The sequence below is a fragment of the Paenibacillus luteus genome (assembly GCF_006542765.1).
Taxonomy (GTDB): Bacteria; Bacillota; Bacilli; order Paenibacillales; family Paenibacillaceae; genus Pristimantibacillus; species Pristimantibacillus luteus.
Genome location: NZ_SKCD01000010.1, coordinates 128,137 through 149,534, shown reverse-complemented (window position 1 = coordinate 149,534; position 21,398 = coordinate 128,137). Strand labels below are relative to the sequence as shown.

General features: G+C 45.5%; 10 protein-coding genes and 1 pseudogene. All 11 read right to left on the bottom strand.

Features of this window, described 5'->3' with window-relative positions:
- Window positions 1–31: 31 nt before the first annotated feature.
- Window positions 32–1,453: a glycoside hydrolase family 32 protein gene (locus E0496_RS07985; RefSeq protein WP_141501063.1), complete on the bottom strand. Its 1,422-nt coding sequence runs from the start codon at window positions 1,451–1,453 to the stop codon at window positions 32–34.
- A 13-nt stretch (window positions 1,454–1,466) separates the two neighbouring features.
- The gene (locus E0496_RS36440) at window positions 1,467–7,082 is read right to left on the bottom strand and encodes an S-layer homology domain-containing protein (RefSeq protein WP_241674637.1); all 5,616 of its coding nucleotides are present in this window, start codon (window positions 7,080–7,082) and stop codon (window positions 1,467–1,469) included.
- Window positions 7,083–7,267: 185 nt separating this feature from the next.
- Window positions 7,268–9,547 carry a GH32 C-terminal domain-containing protein gene (locus E0496_RS07960; RefSeq protein ID WP_141501062.1) on the bottom strand — a complete coding sequence of 760 codons (2,280 nt, stop codon included), beginning with the start codon at window positions 9,545–9,547 and terminating at the stop codon, window positions 7,268–7,270.
- The gene (locus E0496_RS07955) at window positions 9,544–12,012 is read right to left on the bottom strand and encodes a PfkB family carbohydrate kinase (RefSeq protein ID WP_141501061.1); all 2,469 of its coding nucleotides are present in this window, start codon (window positions 12,010–12,012) and stop codon (window positions 9,544–9,546) included. Before E0496_RS07955 ends, E0496_RS07960 begins: the two co-directional genes overlap by 4 nt.
- A 28-nt stretch (window positions 12,013–12,040) precedes the next feature.
- Window positions 12,041–13,666 carry an ABC transporter substrate-binding protein gene (locus tag E0496_RS07950; protein WP_141501060.1) on the bottom strand — a complete coding sequence of 542 codons (1,626 nt, stop codon included), beginning with the start codon at window positions 13,664–13,666 and terminating at the stop codon, window positions 12,041–12,043.
- A gap of 107 nt (window positions 13,667–13,773) precedes the next feature.
- A complete protein-coding gene (locus E0496_RS07945; RefSeq protein ID WP_141501059.1) occupies window positions 13,774–14,670 on the bottom strand; it encodes a carbohydrate ABC transporter permease in 897 nt (298 codons plus the stop codon).
- Window positions 14,671–14,682: 12 nt separating this feature from the next.
- On the bottom strand, window positions 14,683–15,600 hold the full coding sequence (locus tag E0496_RS07940) for an ABC transporter permease (RefSeq protein ID WP_175598025.1): 918 nt from the start codon (window positions 15,598–15,600) through the stop codon (window positions 14,683–14,685).
- Between the two features lie 267 nt (window positions 15,601–15,867).
- The gene (locus E0496_RS07935) at window positions 15,868–16,836 is read right to left on the bottom strand and encodes a LacI family DNA-binding transcriptional regulator (RefSeq protein WP_141501058.1); all 969 of its coding nucleotides are present in this window, start codon (window positions 16,834–16,836) and stop codon (window positions 15,868–15,870) included.
- A gap of 486 nt (window positions 16,837–17,322) precedes the next feature.
- A pseudogene (locus E0496_RS37315) lies at window positions 17,323–18,485 on the bottom strand (IS110 family RNA-guided transposase).
- 673 nt (window positions 18,486–19,158) lie between these two features.
- The gene (locus E0496_RS07925) at window positions 19,159–20,250 is read right to left on the bottom strand and encodes a prephenate dehydrogenase (protein WP_141501057.1); all 1,092 of its coding nucleotides are present in this window, start codon (window positions 20,248–20,250) and stop codon (window positions 19,159–19,161) included.
- Window positions 20,251–20,254: 4 nt separating this feature from the next.
- Window positions 20,255–21,352, bottom strand: a complete 1,098-nt coding sequence (hisC, locus tag E0496_RS07920; protein WP_141501056.1) for a histidinol-phosphate transaminase — start codon at window positions 21,350–21,352, stop codon at window positions 20,255–20,257.
- Between the last annotated feature and the right edge of the window lie 46 nt (window positions 21,353–21,398).

The window sequence follows — 21,398 nt, the reverse complement described above, 5'->3', positions numbered from 1 at the left end:
AGCAAGTTTCCCTGCAAATGGGACAGCTCTCTTATAAAGTTTCGATCTTGAACCGGCCAAACTTCACTGTTCCCTGACTGACGAACAAGGCAAGCTTTCCATGCTGAATATCATACATTCTGGCACTCAGCGCCACTTCCCCACCGACGTAAATTTCGCAAATCGTACCGTCGATAAACACCTTAAGCTCATATTCCTGTTCCGGCAGCAGCTTAATTGGACGTTCCAGCTCAACCTCATAAGGAAAAGTTTTCCCCCCTTCTTCTGATTGCATAATCGGCCCACGGAAAGTGATCCGGTTACGCTGGGGTTCCAGCGTGATGTAGTAGGCAAAATCCAGATTCCCCTCTGCCCGCAGCATAAAACCAAGCCCTTGGGTTGCCCCAGAGAATTGAACGGTTGCAGAAACCTTGCATAGTTCAGGCAACTCCTCCTGTGAGATACAGCCGGCAAATGCATAAGGAGATTCACAGAGGAGAAGATTGTCCGAAATCGACCAGTCTCCAACGATTCCCCCAAAACTTGTAGGTACCTGTTCACCAAAAGTAGAGTCAACCGTTTCGGGAACTTTCACACCGAGCGTTCCATCCGGACGTTGACTAATTTCATGTACAACCAGATTACCTCCCCAATCCCAAGTGTCGTAATCTTTGCCTGAAGCTTTCTGAGGGTTCCAGCCGAATAAATCGTCATTTTTTGTCGGATTCCAGCCGAACAAATAACGTTTTTGTCCATCGGATACCGACTTGGCAGCATAATAGGCACGTCCGTCAAAAGCTTCTTCTTGCGGAGTAATCCACGGCCCGTTCAAAGATCGACTCATCCGGTAAAAGGTGCCGAAACGCCCCGTATATGACGAATAGATCAAATACCACCAGTCTCCCATCCGGAACAAGTCCGGGCACTCGTGCGCTCCTACATGCAGGTTCGGTGCATACAGCGGTTCCCGATATTCCCATTGCTTTAGATCCTTGGACGACAGCAGACCGGTACAGCCTTTGCGGTTCGTTGCCCCCTTCTTCAGGGCTGCAATCAGCATCCAGTATTGCCCTTCTTCCTCATTCCAGAACACAAAGGGATCACGCCAGTCAGCTAGTTCATAGATTTCCCCATCTGGACCAAAAGTATCTTCGGGGACCGGCTCCCATGTTTTCATATCTTTGCTGATGGCATGGCAGGTGAACTGTTTTCCTTCGGGAAAGATGCAATAAAACATATGATAGACATCGTCTACTTTCAGAATATGTCCGGTCCCGCCTTCGATCTTGCAAGCCCCGTCTTCCCTGTAATTCACGAAATCCTTTGTTCTAAGTAAATGCCAGCCGTGGTCAAGTCCCTCGTGGTGATTATCTCTCCAACCATGCAGATAGAATAGCTTAAACTCTCCATCTTCGTAATAAGGAATAACATCCCCTACCCACGCATTATTCGGCCGATAGAAAAATTCTCTCATGCTGTTTCTCCTTTCAGTTATTTTCGATACTATCAATTAATCGCGAAAGGATTTGCGCACTTTCTGCGCGGTTCACTTTATCGTGTGGCATAAATAATTCGTTACCGCGGCCGCCGATTAGTCCAAGCTCCTTCAAAGCTGAGACCGCATCCTTTGCCCAGCTGCTAACTTGGCTGGCATCTTTGAAACTGTTCATTCCATTTGTGGTAGCGTTCCATCCTGTATGGAATTCATAAGCTTTGAGAATCATAACCGCCATCTCCTCACGGCTTAAGGTATCCTCCGGCGCAAATGTATCCACGCTTCTTCCGGATACTATTCCGGCTTCTAATACTGCAGCAATCGACGAAGCGTACCACTTAGTTGGAACAACATCCTTGAACGAGATTAGCTTCGAGGATTCCAACCGGAGAGCCCGGCCGATTAACGAAGCGAATTCAGCTCTGGTCACGAATTGTTTCGGTGCAAATGACGTTTCACTTACACCAAAAACAATTTGTTTAGCGGCCATCTTTTTTATTACATCATAGGCCCAATACGACGCCTGAATATCATCAAACGATTTGTCATAGTTGAAGACGCCATACATACTGAAATGGCTTACTTCCGCAATCAGCTTACCGTTTACACTCGCACCGCCGACATATTCCATGCTACCGTCTTCAGCGATAAAATAAATGCCTCTCTGTGTCTGATGAGAAGTCTCATTTACACTCAGCCTAATTGTGACCGTCTTAGAAAATTTTTTAAGCTGCAGAACTGTTCCATCGGCTTTTATAATAGATAATTTGAAATTATAGACATCTCCTAAAGCAGATATTTTTGCTTTATTCTGGTTTTTGGTACGATCAAGAAGTTCTTTGAGCTGATCAGCAGATAATGAATCCATTTCATATGAGATTTGCGCATGTTCAAGTTCGTCTTTTGTAACCAGCTCCTGCAAATCTTTTAATACCTCTGCGGGAACTTCAATCTCGGTCCCACTATTTTTAATCTTCAGAGCGTTCTTGCCGTCGTTTCCCGTTGCTTTAACCGGGAACAGCACCTGCCGTTCTCCTTTAGCCATTTCAAATGACAAACTGCTCTGATTAATAGGTTTTCTTGCAGGCATCACAGAGTTATTTGGCGGGCTGGTAGGACCGGCTTCGTTGATTGGATCGATCACCTTAACCGGTACATTGAAGTCATCAACATTAATGTGCCCAAAGCCGCTGGTTGATTGATCAACCACCTTCAGGTAAAGCTCCTCGCCGATATATGGCGACGCATCCCAAATCTTACGCTGATACTCCTCATAATTCGTGGCAGTCTCTTTAAACAGCTCTTTGCCGTCCGATGCCCGCACCAGCGCCACATATAGCTTGTCGATATCACGCCCACCGCTAATCAGGAAGTTAATCTTGCCGTTACCGCCGAGGACGAAATTTTGTGATTTCAACGTTCCCGTCAAACTGTCACCGCCCGCCCCCTCGTTAAAGCCCCACAAATGATAGCCGCCAGGAATTTTATGTGACGGATTGAAGTAAATCGTCTCCCAGAAAAACTGGGTATCAGTCACATGAGCATCCTGGAAAGCGTCTCCTTCTGTAATCCAGCCTGTTAAATCACCTGTAGCAAAGTCATGGTTAGACAAATTCGTAATATCGGTGAACACGGAGTTGTCCCAGTTATCAGGTACATAGACCGGAGCAGCCGGTTCACCTGTCAATGCATTCATCTCCCATACTTCCATCGACTTGACCGTAATATCGTTGTCTCCCCAGACCTGCAAGCCCAATGAGTCGTATCTGCCTACGTAAACGCGGGTTGTCAGTTTTTTCTTGTTATTGGCAAATGCTTCGACAACCGATCGGTCGAGATAAATATGCAGTTTCAGGTTCTCTCCGTCCAGATCCACATATCCGCCTTGAATGCCATCCACACGAACATCCGGATCAATACTGCTCTTAGTCCGGTCCACATTGAAGGTACTATCCGTCTTGTCATAATAAATCAGTGTTTCTTCCTGCCCATTATCAGAGCGACGCACTTTAAGACCGAATTTCTCGGCTTCGCCCGGGTCAATTTCCATCATAATCTCCAGCATGTCGCCTTTGACATTGTGGATCAATTGATTGGCAGTCTGTAAATTTTTTTCTGAAAAATTTACCAATTTTTCTCCTCGCAGACTCTGCAATTCTTGAATTGGTTCAATGCGCAATTCATCATGCTCATCCAGGCTTAATGAAACCGGAAGTGCTAGATTGTGAGCCCATCCGGCCTGATATTCAGCTTGAGGCGTTCTTACATTCTGCACCATGGAATATATGACCGTTCTTCCGTCAGGGGTGACCATACCACTCTCTGCGGTTAAATAACCATCACCTACATCTAATTTAGATGGTTCCTCCTGATCAGGTATAAATTTAAAATTGTCCCGGTCCCAGGTTCCAATCCAGTAAAAAACCTCAACATCTCTTTGCACATCGCTCGCCGGTGGAACTTGCTCCGGCTTTTCATGTGGATTGATCATGAAGATATACTTTTGATTGCCCATGCTATCTTCACCTATCGGTAGCAATACGGGCAGTTCCCATACCGTACCAAGCTCCGGGTAAAGGCTTCTGTCACTGACGTATAATGGTCCCTTATACTCCCAGTTGTACATATCGTCGGAAACGTATACCAATGCGGTACCGCTACTGAAGTCTTGAAGACCAGATGTTACTAGTTGATACCACTTGTCTGTTTCATTGTCATACCATACAAACGGGTCCCTGAACTCGTTATGAATACCGTTTCCATTTTGCTCGGTAACCGGTTCAGGATATTTAGTCCATTCCTCTAAATTAGGGTCCGACAAATCGGCTGGAGTCGCAAGCCCTGTTCTTTGGTTCGGCGACATAGAGTCATTTCCAGCAGTGTAGAACAAAACAGGATTGCCGTCGCGGTCATACGCTGCGCTGCCTGACCATGCACCATCTGGATCAAGGGTACCTGATTCAGGCGCAAGTGCAGGTCTTACATTTTCCCAATGCACCATATCGTCGCTTACCCAATGCCCCCAGTGGATTTGATGCCAGTAAGGTCCTTGAGGGTTATGCTGGTAAAACAAATGGTATTTGCCGTTAAAATAAATCGGGGCATGCGCTTCATTCATCCAGTTTTGAGGAGGCATCGCATGGTACTGCGGACGGTGCTGATCACCATCGAACACAGCAGGGTCCTCATCAATATCTTCATTTAGAATTTCTGGAATCACACCGCTATGAAGAGCCTTTACATTCTCATATTCAGCAAGAATTTCCTGGCCAGTCAGAGCTTTATTTTGCAGCTTCACTTCATCGATGAGTCCTGAGAACATATTGAAAGAGAACAAGCCTGCCAACTCTACCGGTTTATTATTTTTTCCGATAATCAAGTTTTCGGTAGATGGTGTAATGGGAATATTGACAGGTGTTGACTGGGAAGCTACTTCCTGGCCGTTTAGGTATAACTTAATCATTCCATCCTTTTTATCGAACGTTGCAGCCACATAATTCCATTTGTATTTCTCGAGTGGATGATCATTGACCCATACCTGAATCCACTGACCGCCAATCCCGACCTGCATCGACCATTTGCCATGCCTGTACATGCCAAGTGCGAACCCTTCTGCCTTATCCTGATCGGACTGGCTTACGATTCCAGAAAGCTTGTTTCCATCCCCCCATTCATAGCTACGCGGTGCGACCCAAGCTTCAAGCGTTAACGCGTCACTGACGGGAACAGAATTCTTTGCATTGACCTCGATTTCATTTGAGTATCCATCGAACAGCAAGGCACCGCCTTTTACTCCGCGCGAAGTCCATCTCGGATCCTTCGAGGCCATGTATCTAGCGTTATTAAATACATAGTTCACATCGTGTTCAAGATTGCTTAATCCCTCAAGCGCCTTTTTTCCGGCACCTTCATCAAGACTCATGTAGAAAATGGTGCCCGTACCCTGAGCTTGAAAAGCGTCAACTGCAATACTGGCTTGATTGGATTGATCGATAACCTTGATATATAGCCTCTTATTGTAGTGCTCTTGCATTTTCCATGAAATTTTCTCATTCGCACTGACATCCCCAGTTTTCTCAAGCAACGTGTCAGTGCTTGCATCGTATAGTGCGACGTAGGCATTATCCGGATTGTTAATACCTAAAACGGTGAAGTTAATCGTACCGGTTCCCTGAAGCGTGAAGGTACCCGAAGTCAAGGAGCCCTGTCCTCCTTCAGAGGACTTGGCATAGAAGCTTCCTTCTTTACCGACCATAGCTTCATCAGTCACCTGAAAAGCATCACCCTCAACGGTCCAGCCTTCAAAATCTCCGGTTTCAAAACTGCGATTCTGGATTTCAGTTGGCATAATGTTATCCGCCATGGCCCCATCTTCCGGGACAAGTTCATTGAAGGTGTTAAAGGAGTCCGCAAATATCACTCCCCAATCCGAGAATCCATTATCAACGATCTCCAGATACATATTCTTGCCGATATACTTGGAAAGATCGGCTTTATATTGCTCCATATTCGCGAGTCTCAAGCCCTGTGCTGGATCAGGAAACCCAGACTCGTTAAATTCAGTGTTGCCGTACCTCGCAATCAAGTCTCCCGTATCCGCATCAATAACACTTAAATACACTTGATCTGTATGCTTGCCACCGCCCAGCCTGAAAGTAATCCAGCCTGTTCCTCCCAGCTCGAAGGTGCTGGAGTGAAGCTTACCTGTCGCTGTCTCGTTATACTTCAATCCGTTTAAATGATAATTTCCTTCCTGGTTGTACGGGATTTGTTCAACCCAATAGGTTGTTTCGTCCGACACGCTATTCGGACCAAAAGCTTCGCCTTCAACAACCGTCCAGCCTGTCATATCCCCGGTTTCAAAGCTTGGATTCTGGATTTGATAGCGTTCGTAATCCGGCTTGATATCCGTGGCAGCAATGCCTTCCGATGGCTCGGATTCATGGTACATGAAAAACGCGTCAGCAAATACCACTCCCCAGTCCGTGGATGCATTATCCACGATTTCCACATACAGATTCTTGCCCAGATATTCGGAGAGGTTCGCCTTATATTGCTCCATATTAGCAAGGCGCATGCCCTGAGAAGGATTTGGGAAGTTAACGTCTGCAAATGCGCTATTGCCGTACCTGGCAATCACTTGACCCGAATTCGCTTCCACGATATTTACATATACCTTACCAGAATTCTTTGCACCACCAAGCTTAAAGCTGATCCAACCGCTGCCCTTTAGCTCAAAGGTGCTGGAGCGGAGTACTCCAGTAGCAGCCTCATCATACTTCCAGCCGTTTAAATGATAAGTGCCTTCCTGGTTATACGGGATTTGTTCCGCCCACCAGGTGGATTCCCCTGATATGCTATTTGTACCAAATGCATTCCCTCTGATAACGGTCCAGCCCGTCATGTCCCCTGTTTCAAAACCAGGATTCACAACTTGATAGACAGCTTCCGTAACTGACAATCCCTTTGTTTCCTTGTGAATAGGGGCATTTCCTGCGTTAGTCACTGGATCAGCGACTGCCGAAATTACGGGAGCAACAAGCTGGAGAAACATAACCAAAATCACTACTCTGGATATCCAAGGTTTTTTACTCTTCATTTTTCGCATTCAAGAGCCTCCTACATAATTTTTCATTCGTGCAACTTCGACAACTCATTTCGAGATGCTCTCCTTGTACAAAGGATGAATTGTAAAGAATCATGAAAGGAGAGTAACTAATTAAAGCGCTTCCAATTAGTAGGATACAAATCTTTATGTCTGAACAAAGCGGTAAGAAGCGCAAAGCGCTTCTGTTACCAAATGGACTGCATATTCCATATTTCAACGGATTTAATCAATGGATGGCCATCTCCCCATATCTCTAAACCTAAGGCATCCATACGGCTCGGATATACCCGGGTCGTCAGGCTTTTCAAACCGTTCGCATAGGCTTCGACCATGGAACGATCCAAATAGATGTGTAGCTTCAGATTCTCCCCTTGAAGTTCCAGCTTGCCACCTTGAACCCCTCTACACGTTTCACGTGGATCCAATGTCGTTTTTGTTCGGTCTACCAAGAGCTTAGCTTCATTAAAATCATAATACAGCAGCGTTTCTTCTTCTCCATCCGACGTACACCGAACTTTGATTCCAAGTTGTGTAGAATTGCAAGGTTCCAGTTCCACTTGAATCTCAAGCATGTCACCTCGAACATTCCTTAGCGATAGATTTGCCTCAGCCAAAGATTTGTCACGAATTGATAACAGTTTAGTACCACGCAGAGACTGTAGTTCCTGAATCGGCTCAATTCCCAACTGACCGTCATCCCGCAAATACACGCTTAGCGGCAAGCCGCCGTTATGGGCCCAACCCGATTGGTACTCCAGTTCGGACGTACGGTCACCCTGCGCGATCGTGAAGACGATATTTCGGCCCGTCTTCGGATCAACCATACCGCTCGGGCCGGTAAAATGGAAATCACCGACATCTATCAATTGAGGCTCTTCTTGATCCGGTATAAATGATAGATTGTCCTTGTCTAGCTCACCGAGCCAATAGAATACCTCGACATCGGCACCTTTTCCCACAGGGCTTACAAGCAGAAGATACTTGTTATCCCCATGCATGCCGATGCCCAATGGAAGAAGTACGGGCAGCTCCCAGATAGGCCCAAGATAGGGGAACTTCTGAATATCCGCTTGAAAGAATGGCCCTTTGTAAGTCCAATTCAGCATATCCTGCGAGGCAAATGCCAGTGCTGCTCCGCCTTCTCCTTCAATCCCCGAACCGACTAAGGCATACCAGCCATCGGCTTCCTTCCACACGAACGGGTCGCGAAAATCCCCAAAGGCTCCAATCCCTTTCTTCTGTACGATGAGCGGCTCTGGATGCTTGATCCAATTAACCAAATTTGAGTCCCCATCCTGCAGGTAAGTGCTCCGGGCAAGCGCCACACTCTGATTCGGTGAAGCACTGTCATTGCCCGCTGTAAAGAACAAGACAGGCAAGCCGTCTGCATCATAAGTCGCGCTTCCCGACCAAATTCCGTCGGGTGCTAAGTGATCTTTTTCAGGGGCCAAGGCCACGGGAAGATCACGCCAATGCACCAAATCCTCACTTACCCAATGTCCCCAATGGATATGATAAAAGAACGGCCCCAATGGATTATGCTGATAGAACAAATGATATTGCCCGTCAAAAAAGATCGGCGCATGAGGTTCGTTCATCCAATGAGCAGGTGGACTGACATGATATTGCGGTCTGTGCCGATCCACCAATAGAGGTGACCGGTCCAGCTTGATCGTGTCATAATCCACATGCGGCATGACGCCCCCGTGTGCGGTGTCCAGCACAAGCTGATATGAAGCCGCCACTTCTTCCTTGCTAAGGACTGTGTTATACATCTTGAGCTCATCCATAATTCCGCTGAACATCTGAAGGCTGAACACGCCTGCCAGCATGCTGCTATGATTATTCTTGCCGATGAGCAGTTCCGACCCGACCGCCTCTGCCAACCGTGAACCGCAGGGTAAGCCCGTCGAAGCGATTTCATTACCGTTCAAATACAGCTTGAGTTCACCCCCGTTACCATCAAACACAGCGTTCACATAAGACCATTGATTCTTGGGCAGTTCATAGCCGTCCGGCGACCAAATTTCCTTCCATTCCCCTCCTTCCAGCCCAACCTGAAAGGACCAGGCGCCATGCCGGAACATACCCAGAAGATATCCCTGTTTGCGCTCCATATCATGGCGGTTCACAATGGCAGTCAGTTTGCCTTCATGACCCCAATCATAGAAGCGTGGCGCCACCCATACTCCGATACTTAGTGCCGGAAGCGATACCGGTACTGGATTTTTCACCTCTCTCTGCATGGGATGAGCAATGTATGTTGAGTAACCATCGAAGAGGAGACTGCTTCCCATCACTCCCTGTGTCCACTGCGGATTGCGCGGTTCGGTAAATTTGGCTTGATTAAAAACATATTGAATTTCATTTCGGACTTGGGATACGCTCTCTAGAGCACTTGCTCCGTTTCCTTCGTCAAAAGCCCAATGCACCATCAACCCCATGTCGTCCGCTTTACGATTCATGCCTCATTCCTCCCTACAGTCTGTGCTATTGTGTCTCCCGAATTATGAATGGAGCCAAGAGTATGGATCTGAAGTGAATTTAGTATAATCTGACCTGAATTCGTACTGATCTCAACCTTCTCAATTGGAGCGTCAGGAAATATCTGATCTGTCAGCACAACCAGCCCTTGATCCGCGTACACTTCCACCGAATTGCGGTCCAGCCAGATATGAAGCTTGAGTCTTCCATTCGCAGCAGCAATACCGGCACCGTGCTTACATCCAAATTGAGAGTGGAAATCAGTTACGCCTGATTTTGAACGGTCGATGAACAGCCACTGCTCAGCTGGGTCGTATCCGATGATGATTTCGCTCTGAGTAGAAGATTTCAGATGAACTTGTACCTCGCTCCCCGACCGGACATCGATCTCAGCCTCAATCTCTAGCAAATCCATATTTGTCTGCTGCAAAAACGGAACATCCCGCGCAACTGTGACTGCCTGCCAACTCATGGAATCCTTGCGCAGCTGCGCTACTTCCCGGACAGGCATTTGGGTTAGAACTACCCCCTCATCCATGCTGGTTAGCGACAAGGTGCGGGGCAGGGTCATTGCACCTCTCCAGGAACCGGTAGGCGTCTCGTTGGCATACTTCCAATTACTCATCCACCCAATCATTACGCGCCGTCCATCTTGCTTAGGAATATCCGACCAAGTAACTCCCGCATAATTGTCTCTGCCATGATCCAGCCATAAGATATTCTCAGCCGGATTGTCATTTACAAACGTATTTCCATCGAATTCTCCAATAAAATATTGTGTACGCGATCCTTCCGGACAATCAGGATGATCCCCGATACTTATGATTAGCACCCATTTAGATAGTCCCGTCTCATCAACTGGCAATGAAAACAGATCAGGGCATTCCCAAACGCCGTCATGCGAGCCGTCACTACTACCGAATTCGCCGGTCAGCGACCATTCAAGCAAATTTGTAGATCCGTAGAACCTGGCATGGTCTCCTGCTACAATAACCATAACCCACCGCTCACTTTGCGGATGCCAGAATACCTTCGGATCCCGGAAATCTATCAGATCATCCTCTGCTAGGACTGGATTCCCTTCGTACTTGTGCCAGGTTTGCCCGTTATCACGACTGTAAGCCAAGCTTTGCCGCTGGCGAGGCTGACTTGTCACCGGATTGATATCCGCATGGGTAAAGATCGCAACAAGTCCATGGGAATCTTCGAATAATCCGCTGCTATTCTTCCAGTCCACAACACAGCATCCGGAAAAAATAGCCCCATGCTCATCCGGAAATAAAGCAATAGGTGCGTGCTCCCAATGAACCAGATCCTTACTTACAGCATGACCCCAGTGCATCGGCCCCCATTTATTGCTGTAAGGATGATTTTGGTAAAAGAGATGATAGCTTCCCTCATAATAAACTAATCCATTCGGATCATTCGCCCAGTTGGAGGGAGGCGAGAAATGAAACCCTGGTCTGAAACGCTCGGCATTATTCTGTTGATCGGACTCTATCTTCTGGTTAATCTCATCTGTCGTCGGCATAGATTCAAGAGCCCCTTTTCGTGTTGTAACTAACGCTCCTCCAGCATTGGCAAAGGTCAGCATGCTAATCATTTGCTGGTCGGTTAGATCATGCAAAGAACTTTCGTTTTCCAGGATTTTATATAACAAGCAGCCAAGAAAAGCATCGCCTGCTCCTGTCGTGTCGATAACATTGACCTCAAAACCCTGTACATATCCATCCAGGCCACCCATACGGTAATAGCAGCCTTTTTCCGCTAGTGTGACGACAACAAGTTTAATATCAAATTGTTGCGCCAATTCCATTGAACCTTTTTCAACATCGTTAGTACCTGTGATAAAAGAAAGCTCTTCTTCCGATATTTTCAAAATATCGGCATAATTCATGCCCCAATAAATATTTTGTCTAGCTTCCTCCGTGCTCTCCCATAACGAAAACCGGATATTCGGATCGAAAGAGAGCAACACTCCTGATTCCTTGGCTTTGAGAACTGCCGTTCTGGTTGCGCTACGTGCCGGTTCATGTGTCATGGATAATGAGCCATAATGTAAAGCTTTGCAGCTTTCAATCCGGTCCAGCGGGACATCCGTAGGGTCCAAGAATGTATCTGCTCCCGGCTTACGGAAGAAGCTGAACGATCTGTCTCCTTTGTCATCCAGATGGACAAAGGCCAGCGTTGTGCTCACTTCATTTGTGAAGGATACTTCAGATACATCGACGCCGCTGCTTTGCAGTGTTCGATGCAGCAAGGACCCGAATTGATCCTCCCCGACCTTGCTGATTAATGCTGTTCTGGAACCTAATCGGGATAGTGCAGCAACCACATTAGCCGGAGCCCCTCCCGGATTGCATTCAAACTGCTCGTTCCCTCCAGCTGAACGACCTGCCGGAGTAAAGTCTATCAATACTTCTCCTATGGCGATAACATCAAGCACAGTTTCTCCCCACCTATCATCTATTTATTTATTTTTTCAGATTTGCATTATAACGATCCAGAGCTGTTTGATAGATTTCCATTAATTCTTCTAGGCCCATCTTGTCCAGTGTCTTCAGATAGTTGTCCCATTCCTTATCTGTGCCACCATCCACAATGAATCTTCCTCTTTGAGTATTTACGTACTTAATAAGTTCAGGCTCAATTTTATTGATTTTATCCAGTTCCTCCGGCTCGAAGAAGATACCAGGATAATTTTCCTTTTCCATATATGGATTGTAGTATTGCTCCAGATCTTCAGCTCGCTGCTGGGCACGAGGTTCCATATCTACAACTTTTCCGAAGTCTTCAAAAGCAATGACACCAGGTGCGCCCGATCCCGGAGCAACCTTTTGACGGAATTCACCTGCAGATGTTCTCTCAGGAAGCGGCAGATTGACTAATTTCCCATTTTGGTCCTTCTTGTACACGATATCCAGCGGACCCCAGTGGATTTGAGCAGCCATGTAGGGTTCAAACTGCTGGTCGATCCAGCGCATCGTGATTTCCGGATTGCTGTTCCCTTTGGTAATTACAAAAGATCCGCGACCGGGGCCACCGCCATTGGCGCGTCCAATTGTTTGATCCCCATCCGGTCCTTTCAGCGGAGACAACAGAACATAATCCTTGGCGCGTTCGGTTCCGACAACCTCTTCGACTTCCCACCAGACATAGGATCCGAGCGTTTCATCGGTTGTTTTACCTTTGGCCAGATATTGAGCTGCGTCCTGAGTGAAGGATTCTGGATCAATCAAACCCTGCTTATACCATTTTTCGTGGAAATAATTCAGAGCTTCCTTATATTCAGGCTGTGTCGCGGTGAAAATAACCTTCCCATCGCGGACGACCCTGTGTTCCAGATTATCCGGAAGTCCAAATGCTCCGAATAGTCCGGCAATATCCATACACCACTGCATATGCATGAAACTTAACGGAATTTCATCCTGCTTCCCATTACCGTTCGGATCCAGCGTTTTAAAAGCCAGCAGAGCTTCCGTGTATTCCTCCAGCGTTTGTGGTACCTTCAAGCCGAGCTTATCTAACCAGGCTTTATTTATAACGTGAAAAAAGGGATTTGTTCCAAGGTTATTCTCTTCCCATGAAGGCAACCCGTAAATGTGCCCATCCGGTGCCGTGATCGATGATTTGATATCAGGCCGGCGATCGAGAAGCGCTTTCAAATTAGGAGCGTACTGATCAATTAAATCCTCCAGCGGAATGATGGTCCCATCTTTACCGTAATTGATTAACTCGTAATCAGTGAATCCTGCTGCATAAAAGGCATCCGGCAAATCACCACTTGCGAGCAGCAGATTTTTCTTTTCTGTATAATCGGTGTCAGGAATGTTCTCCCAATTAACTTTCACATTGGTATCCTTTTCCAGACGATTGAAAATTTCCATTTCCTTGAACTCTGGTGCCAATGCTGCTTTCGGGGATACCATTTTTAATGACACTACTTCGTTAACAATCGGAAGACCGGTTTGATTAAAATTCGTTTCCTGTTTCTGACTTCCAGCCTGATTATTTGCCCCGTTACCATTTCCTGAGCATCCGCTTACCGCAAAAGCTCCAGCTAGCATTACAATTCCAGCACCTTTGAATAAAGATTTCATTTGTACATTACCTCCCCTTATTTCGTTCCGCGAGCGTAAATCTTATATTGCTTTTCCTCAGTATTCTTCTGCTCTTGTGCATCCCCCCTTTCAAGATCCTGCAAGTATCAACCTTTGATCGAGCCGATCATTACACCTTTAACAAAATACTTCTGCAGGAAAGGATACAATATGAGCAGCGGCAAACTGGATACCATAATGACACCGTATTTGATCAGTTCAGTAACGCGCATCTTGGCTGCATAGGATTCCACATCGATCATCATGCCGGAGTTGACCTGATTCTGGACAAGGATGTTTCGAAGCACCAGTTGTAGCGGATACTTGCTCTCATCGTTCAGGTAAATTAAAGCATCGAAGAACCCATTCCAGAAGCCAACAACATGATACAACACCATTACCGCTAGGATGGACTTGGACAAGGGTAAGACGATGCTCCAAAAGAATCTAGTATTGGAACATCCGTCAATAGAGGCTGCTTCCCACATCTCATCCGGGATAGACGACTGAAAAAAAGTTCTTACAATGATGATATTGAATACACCGCCTGCTCCGGGTATGACAAGTGCCCACATCGTATTCAGCAAATGCAGATCCTTAATCAGCAAATATGTTGGAATTAACCCGCCGCTAAAGAACATTGTTACCAGCAAGAACCACATAATCGCTGATTTTCCCGCCAGATTTCTACGGGCTAACGGGTAGGCCGCAAACACAGTCACGGTTACTCCAATTAATGTTCCTAACGTTGCATATAAAATCGAATTGGCATATCCGATCCATATGGAGGAATCACTGAAGATCCGCTCATAACCGTCTAACGTGAAGCCTTTCGGAAACAGCCAAACCTCACCTGAGTAGATATAATTGGGATCACTAAGTGAGGCAACCAGCACAAAGTACAACGGATATAATACTAGCAGCATAATGATGGTCAACAGAAAGTAATTGATGATGTCAAACCACGCGTCTCCTCTGCTCTTTCGCTTCAATAGTGAATTCAAAAGTATTCCTCCTTACCAGAGACTGGTTTCTGTCATTTTTTTGGAAATCCGGTTTACGGTGAAAATCAGAATAATATTAATTAAAGAGTTGAATAGGCCAACTGCCGTAGAAAAGCTGTATTGAGCCTTCTGAATCCCCATTTCATATACGTAGGTTGGGATAATATTGGAGGTAGCATAATTCAAATCGCTCTGCATAAGAAACGCTTTCTCAAAGCCGATACTCATAATGTTGCCAAGTGCGAGAATCAGCAGAATAACGATCGTGGGCAGAATGCTTGGAATATCCACATACCATACACGCTTCCATTTACTCGCTCCATCCATAATCGCCGCTTCATGTAGTTCTGGATTGACACCGGCAAGAGCAGCAAGGTAGATAATGGTGGCAAATCCTGTTTCCTGCCAGATACCTGATAGTATATACAGAGGACGAAACCAGCCTGCATCGGCCATAAACAGAATTGGATCTCCTCCGAACAAGGTGATGACGTGATTCACAATTCCGCTATTTGGAGACAAAAAAACTTTAAGCATGCCGATTAGCACAACGGTAGATATAAAGTGCGGAGCATAAATCACTGTCTGTACAAATTTCTTGTACATCTTACCCAGCATCTGATTCAGCATGATCGCGATTATGATTGGAGCTGGGAAACCAAACAACAACGAAAGGAAACTGAGTGAGAGCGTATTCGTGATAATGGTCCAGAAGTTATAAGAATTGAAAAAATCTATAAAGTGCTGGAATCCAACCCACTCACTTCCCCAGACCCCCTGACTTGGTGAGAAATCTTTAAAAGCAATCTGCACCCCATACATTGGATAATACTTAAACACGAGGTAAAGAATAATGATCGGCAATAAAAACAGGTAAAGCTCATAGTCACGTTTGAACCTGCTCCACATGTTATGTTTTGGTTTGATCATAGGATGATCCCCCCTACTGGTTGTTGAATTCACGATTATTCTCCCTTTCAAGTATAAGTAATCATTTTTGAAACGTTTCCAACTTAGATTTAGAGAAACCTGGGTTGGTAGATCTATATCAAGAATCAACTGATTAAGCTGATTTTTTTCAATCTTTATAAGTTTCTGGCAATATAAGTGTTTTTGAAACGTTTCCAATTTAGCAGGAAAAACTTCAGTAGAAATTTAATTACACAACATCGCTGAAGTTTTCCGATCCAAATGGAATCATGTAGTTTCACCTTGCTTGAAAATAACGGGGATATGATACACTTGCTTATCTAAAGGTATACCTTCGATTTTGTTATAGAGCAGTCTGATTGTCATGCGTGCCATCTCTTCCACCGGCTGCCTGATCGTTGATAAGATAGGATGAAAATAAGGATTATCCTGAATTCCATCATAACCTATGACTTTTACATCTTCTGGAATGCGAATCCCCTTCCTTCGTGCTTTATCTATATAGTTGGCAGCCAGCATATCAGTAATCGCAAAAATACCATCTACATCGCCATGCACGTTAAGGAACTCGTTAATAAAGACATTCTCATCCACTATGGGATCTGGCTTCTCGTAGATGATATAATCAATCCCCAAAGCTTCCGCTTCGTGAATGAATCCTTGTCTACGGTTCATGGTTTCGCTAAAAACAGAAGTGACGCTTCCCATAAAAGCCGTCTTCCTTGCTCCCGCTTTCACAAGCTCCCTTAAAGCAAGACGTCCTCCCTCATAATTATCTGAAGTCACACAGGTAATACTCTTGTTAAAGTGTCTGTCGATGCTTACAATCGGAATGTCGTTGCTCACATTATTCTCAATATCATTGTAAGTTATGCCAACAATACCAGCCACTTTGTTCTGCCGAAGCATTTCCAGATAATACAGCTCCTTCTCAGGCTTTCCGCCGCTATTGCATAACATAAGTTTGAATCCTTCTCGATCCAATTCATCCTCAATGTAATACGCCAATTCAGAAAAGAATGGATTCCAAATGCTTGGAAGTAGCAGAGCTACCATCTTAGATTTCTGCATCTTGAAATTCCGAGCTACTTCATTTGGGAAATAATTCAGTTCTTGAATGGCTTCCTCTACTTTTTTGCGTGTCTTGGGTTTTACAGCGCCAGAGCTGTTAATGACTCTGGATACCGTTCCTACAGCAACGCCGGCTAAGTTAGCTACATCTTTAATACTTGTCATTTTATACCCCCAAACTCTCTAGCAAATCTATAATAACACCAAAGTGGAAACGTTTCAATAATAATTTTGGAAACGTTTCAAATTTGATTAATTTATTTTTTAACTGAAAATAATAGGAGTGATTTTAAATCCTGCATTACGCAACCAGATCATCATGTCTGCATACAAAAAGGCTTTTATTCCGCTGCTGAAAGCATATCGTTCTCTATGATATCAAATCTGGCTTTATCGTTTACGTTTGTGTTTTCCCATTAAATCTTAAGATATAGGGTAGATCAGCTATTAATAAATCAACTGAGTTATCTTCTAAACGTTTCATTGAACCTTCAATACAGTTTTCGTTATATAACATCCTATTCCTCCTGGTGTATGTGTCTCATATATTTAAATTACACACCACGAATTAGAACAAATGCTCTTTCTTTTGCAAAATACAAGTTGTAGGATTGTATCCCACAACTTGTATTTACTGATGCATTCCGAATTTTATATATGATAGGGCTCGTCTCGGGTGAGGATGGCATAGACGTGATGGAGAATCTTGTTGGCGCAAGCAATCACGGCCACCTTGTAGGGCTTGCCCTTTTTTTTCTTGTGATAGTAAGCCTTGATCCTTTCATTCTTACCCTTTCGTAAACCACACACCGCTAGATATAACGCCCGCCTTAAACGTTTTGAACCTCGTTTGATGATCCTACTGTTTGAAGCTGTAAACTTTCCTGAACTGAAAACACTTGGGTCAAGTCCTGCGTAAGCGACGAGCTGTTTGGCATGTCCAAACTGAGTAGCATCTCCGATCTCGGTTACTAGTGCTGCAGCCAATTTATCTCCAACACCAGGGAATGTTTTAAAAAGCGCCACTTCGGGGGATGACAGCGACTGTTTCCTCGATCTGCTGCTCCAAATGCCCCAGTTGTTCTTGGAAGGCAAGCAGCAAGCCAATCATACTTTGCAAAGCTACTGTTTGTGCTGGGCTCCGTTCTTGGCTTGGAGCAATAGTCTGATGGTGTGCCCGCTTTTCTCGGATCCAGGTTTTCCCATGTGATGTTTGTACGGTCTCCAGAAAGGTTTCCTCCGTGATCACTATGCAGCTCAAATATTGCTGTAAAACGCGCATTGCTGTCTGGAATACAGATCAGTAAACAAACATTCGTACGCAGGAAACACTTGGTCAAGCAACGTCCTCATATTTAGCTTGGCTTGCACATACATGGCTGTCACGAACTCATGTTGTCTTGTGAGGTGCTGGAGTTCTAAAAGCTGCTCGTCCCCTTTACGATGAGGCTTAACATCACCACGATAATTCATCTCAGCTAAGTGCCATGCATCCACAGCATCTGTTTTTAACTTTTTCGTAGTTGCGTCCCTTTTGCTCGCTTGGATTGCAGTGGATTAATTACCATGTGCCGGAACCCACTTCGCTCCATATAGGCAACAAGTCCTCGATGGTAATGTCCTGTTGCTTCTAGTACAACCACGGGTTCTTTTCATGTTTGCTGACAAAGATCCCTAAGCCATTTTCCAAACTCCTCAAACCCATCCTCTGTATGGACGATACATTTCGACTTCCCAAACGCTTCATTTCGTGCGGTAAATGCTTGTGCTATGATCGTTCCCTTTGACACATCCAATCCTACTACTGCTTCCATTTCACCATTCCTTTACAAATTTTCACCGGTATTCCCACGATAGCTCCAACGCCATAGCTTCGCTTGTGATACGGGATCTAGGTCCCTACCAGCTCAAACATGGTTATTGGGTGGCAGTGGAGAACAGTTTTTTGTCCGGGGTTTTCCCCCTAAAAGCCGCTCGTTCTCCCGGCTACCGCTATCTTATACCGAACCTAAAAAAAGGCCAACCAGATTTTTCTAGCTAACCTGATATTACGAAAAAGCCACTACGACGGGTGGCTTACACTCAATAAGAGTGCAAAAATATAGATAGGAGTGGAGAGTCCTGTCCTGAATCTGTAGTTTTGAATGGTGTATCTTCATATCTTACCTGATACCAAACGAGTCACCTTCAGATACTTAGCTAGCCTTTTTGGTTATTTAATTTCAACACCTATTGAAACTATTCTGCCGTTCGTATTATAGATCCTTATACCTTATCCATTTAGGGATAAGCAATTAATAAACAAAAAAAAACCACCCAAAAGGGTGGCCCGTACTCATGATGAGCACTATAGGATTTGGATAGGAGTGGAGAGAAACCATACTGTACTTTTATTATATGTATACGCTTCCAGTTTGTCAATAAGCGCTTTCATTTTTGTTTGAATTATTTTGTAAGCGCTTTTTAATTGAAAAAGACGTACACCTGTTATAGGTGTACGTCATAGCCTTTTTCCGTGAGCAGGACGACTGCCTGGTCCAAATACTCCTGGCTTCGGAACGATAGCCGGAGAATGCCCGGTACGTCCTCCCTGCTCTCAATGATATGGATGTTGCTCAAGTTGATGAGGCTGTTGCCAAGTTCACTCGTAATTTTGCCGATAATGCCGGGATGATCGGGAATATCGACATAACAATCGAACGCGGAGTGGATCATGCCCTTGCGGCGCTCTGGCATCTGACTGCGGAACTGGCCCGCCGTTTCGAAAGCCTGCGCGATGCCTTCCCCGTCCGAGTTCTCCAGCATCGTTACGAATTTATCCGTTTCCTTGCCCCAATCCCGAAGAAGCTTCAGCAGAACCGTTCGGTTATTGATTAATATATCACGCCATATAATTGGGTCACCTGATGCAATCCGAGTAATATCACGAAAGCCTCCGGCTGCAAGCGATTCATAAAGCCCATTTTTTTCGTTATAGCCTCGAACCTGATTGACAAGAGAAACGGCAATCATATGCGGGAGATGGCTGATTGCGCCTGCGATCTCATCATGCGCATTAGGCTCCACTCTGACGATGTTCGCTTTCGTATGGCTGAGAAGCTCGACTAAACGCTCCATCGCATCCTCAGGTGTACTTTCATCGGGCGTTAACACATAATACGCATTCTCGTATAAGTGCGAAGATGCTGCTTCAACGCCAGTACGTTCAGAACCAGCCATGGGATGACCGCCAATAAAGATAGCTTGGCCGAAATCCAGCGACTTTGCCCGAGCCGCGACCGAAGCCTTCGTGCTTCCCGCATCGGTTACCACGCAACCTGGTTTCAGCTTAAATGCACTAAGCATCTCCAAATACTCTTCAAGATTGCCTACCGGTACGCATACAAAAATAAAATCAGCCTGCTCTGCCGCCTCTTGCATGGAGGTCGTTGCGTAATCCACGACGCCTCGCTGCACATATTTCTCAACTTGAGCAGGTCGATTCGAATGTCCAATTACGGTAATGCCGGGTTTCCCCTTAAAGCACAGGGCAAGTGAGCCGCCAATCAGCCCTACTCCAAAAATCGCTACAGTTGTCATAACGTTATCCCTGCACCGCCGATTCCTGTAACACGTGTTCCAATGCTGCAATAAACTTTTCGTTTTGCTCGCGCGTGCCCACCGTTATCCGAATGTGGTTCGGGTAATAGGTCCAGCGCGGACGTGAGATAATGCCTCTGCGCAGCAAGCCATCAAATACCTCAGGTGAGGATCGTTTAACGTCAACCATCACGAAGTTTCCATATGCAGGAAAGTAGGACAAGCCCAGTCGGTCAAATTGCTCAGATAAATATTGAATTCCCTGTTGATTCTGATCACGGCAATAGGAAATAAACGCTTTATCGGCAAGCGCAGCCTTAGCCGCAGCTTGTGCTGCACGTGATGTATTGAATGGCTCGCGCACTTGATTCGTAAAACGAATTACGTCGGGATGGCCAACGCCATAGCCAATGCGAAGTGCAGCTAGCCCATAAATTTTTGAGAATGTACGGAGCACGATCAAATTTCGATATTCACTAAGCAATTTTATGCCATCCGGAAAGGCCGGATCATCAATATATTCGCCATATGCCTCGTCAAGAACAACGAGAACGTGGGAAGGCACTTCTTTTAGAAAAGCAGACAGCTCCGGCAGGGTGACAATCGTGCCTGTCGGATTGTTTGGATTGCAAATCCAGATAATTTTAGTACGGTCGTTCACCTTAGCGAGCATGGCAGGCAAATCATGCTTACCCTCTTTGAGAGGCACTTCCACGATCGTTGCATTCTCGATTTCGGCATTGTGTTTATATTGCGGGAAGGTTTCATCTGCCATAATCGTTTCGTCGCCAGGAACGATGAAAGCTCTATTAATCATAAGAATGATTTCGCTGGAACCTGTTCCAAATATAATTTGATTCGATTCTACACCCAGCTCTTGGGCTAACGCTGCTGTTAGTTCCACGCTCGCGCCATCGGGATAAATATTTAAATTGCTTAGTTCTTCAATAACTGCCGCTTTCACCTGCTCAGAGCAACCGAACGGGTTCTCATTAGATGCTAGCTTGATCACTTCTTGTAATCCTAGCTCCCTCTTGACATCTTCAACCGGCTTGCCTGGCTGATAGACGGGAAGGTGGACGATATTGCTTTTTGGCTGCATGAGCCGTTCACCTCTTTTATAATAGACTAATCTAAACACTCGTCCT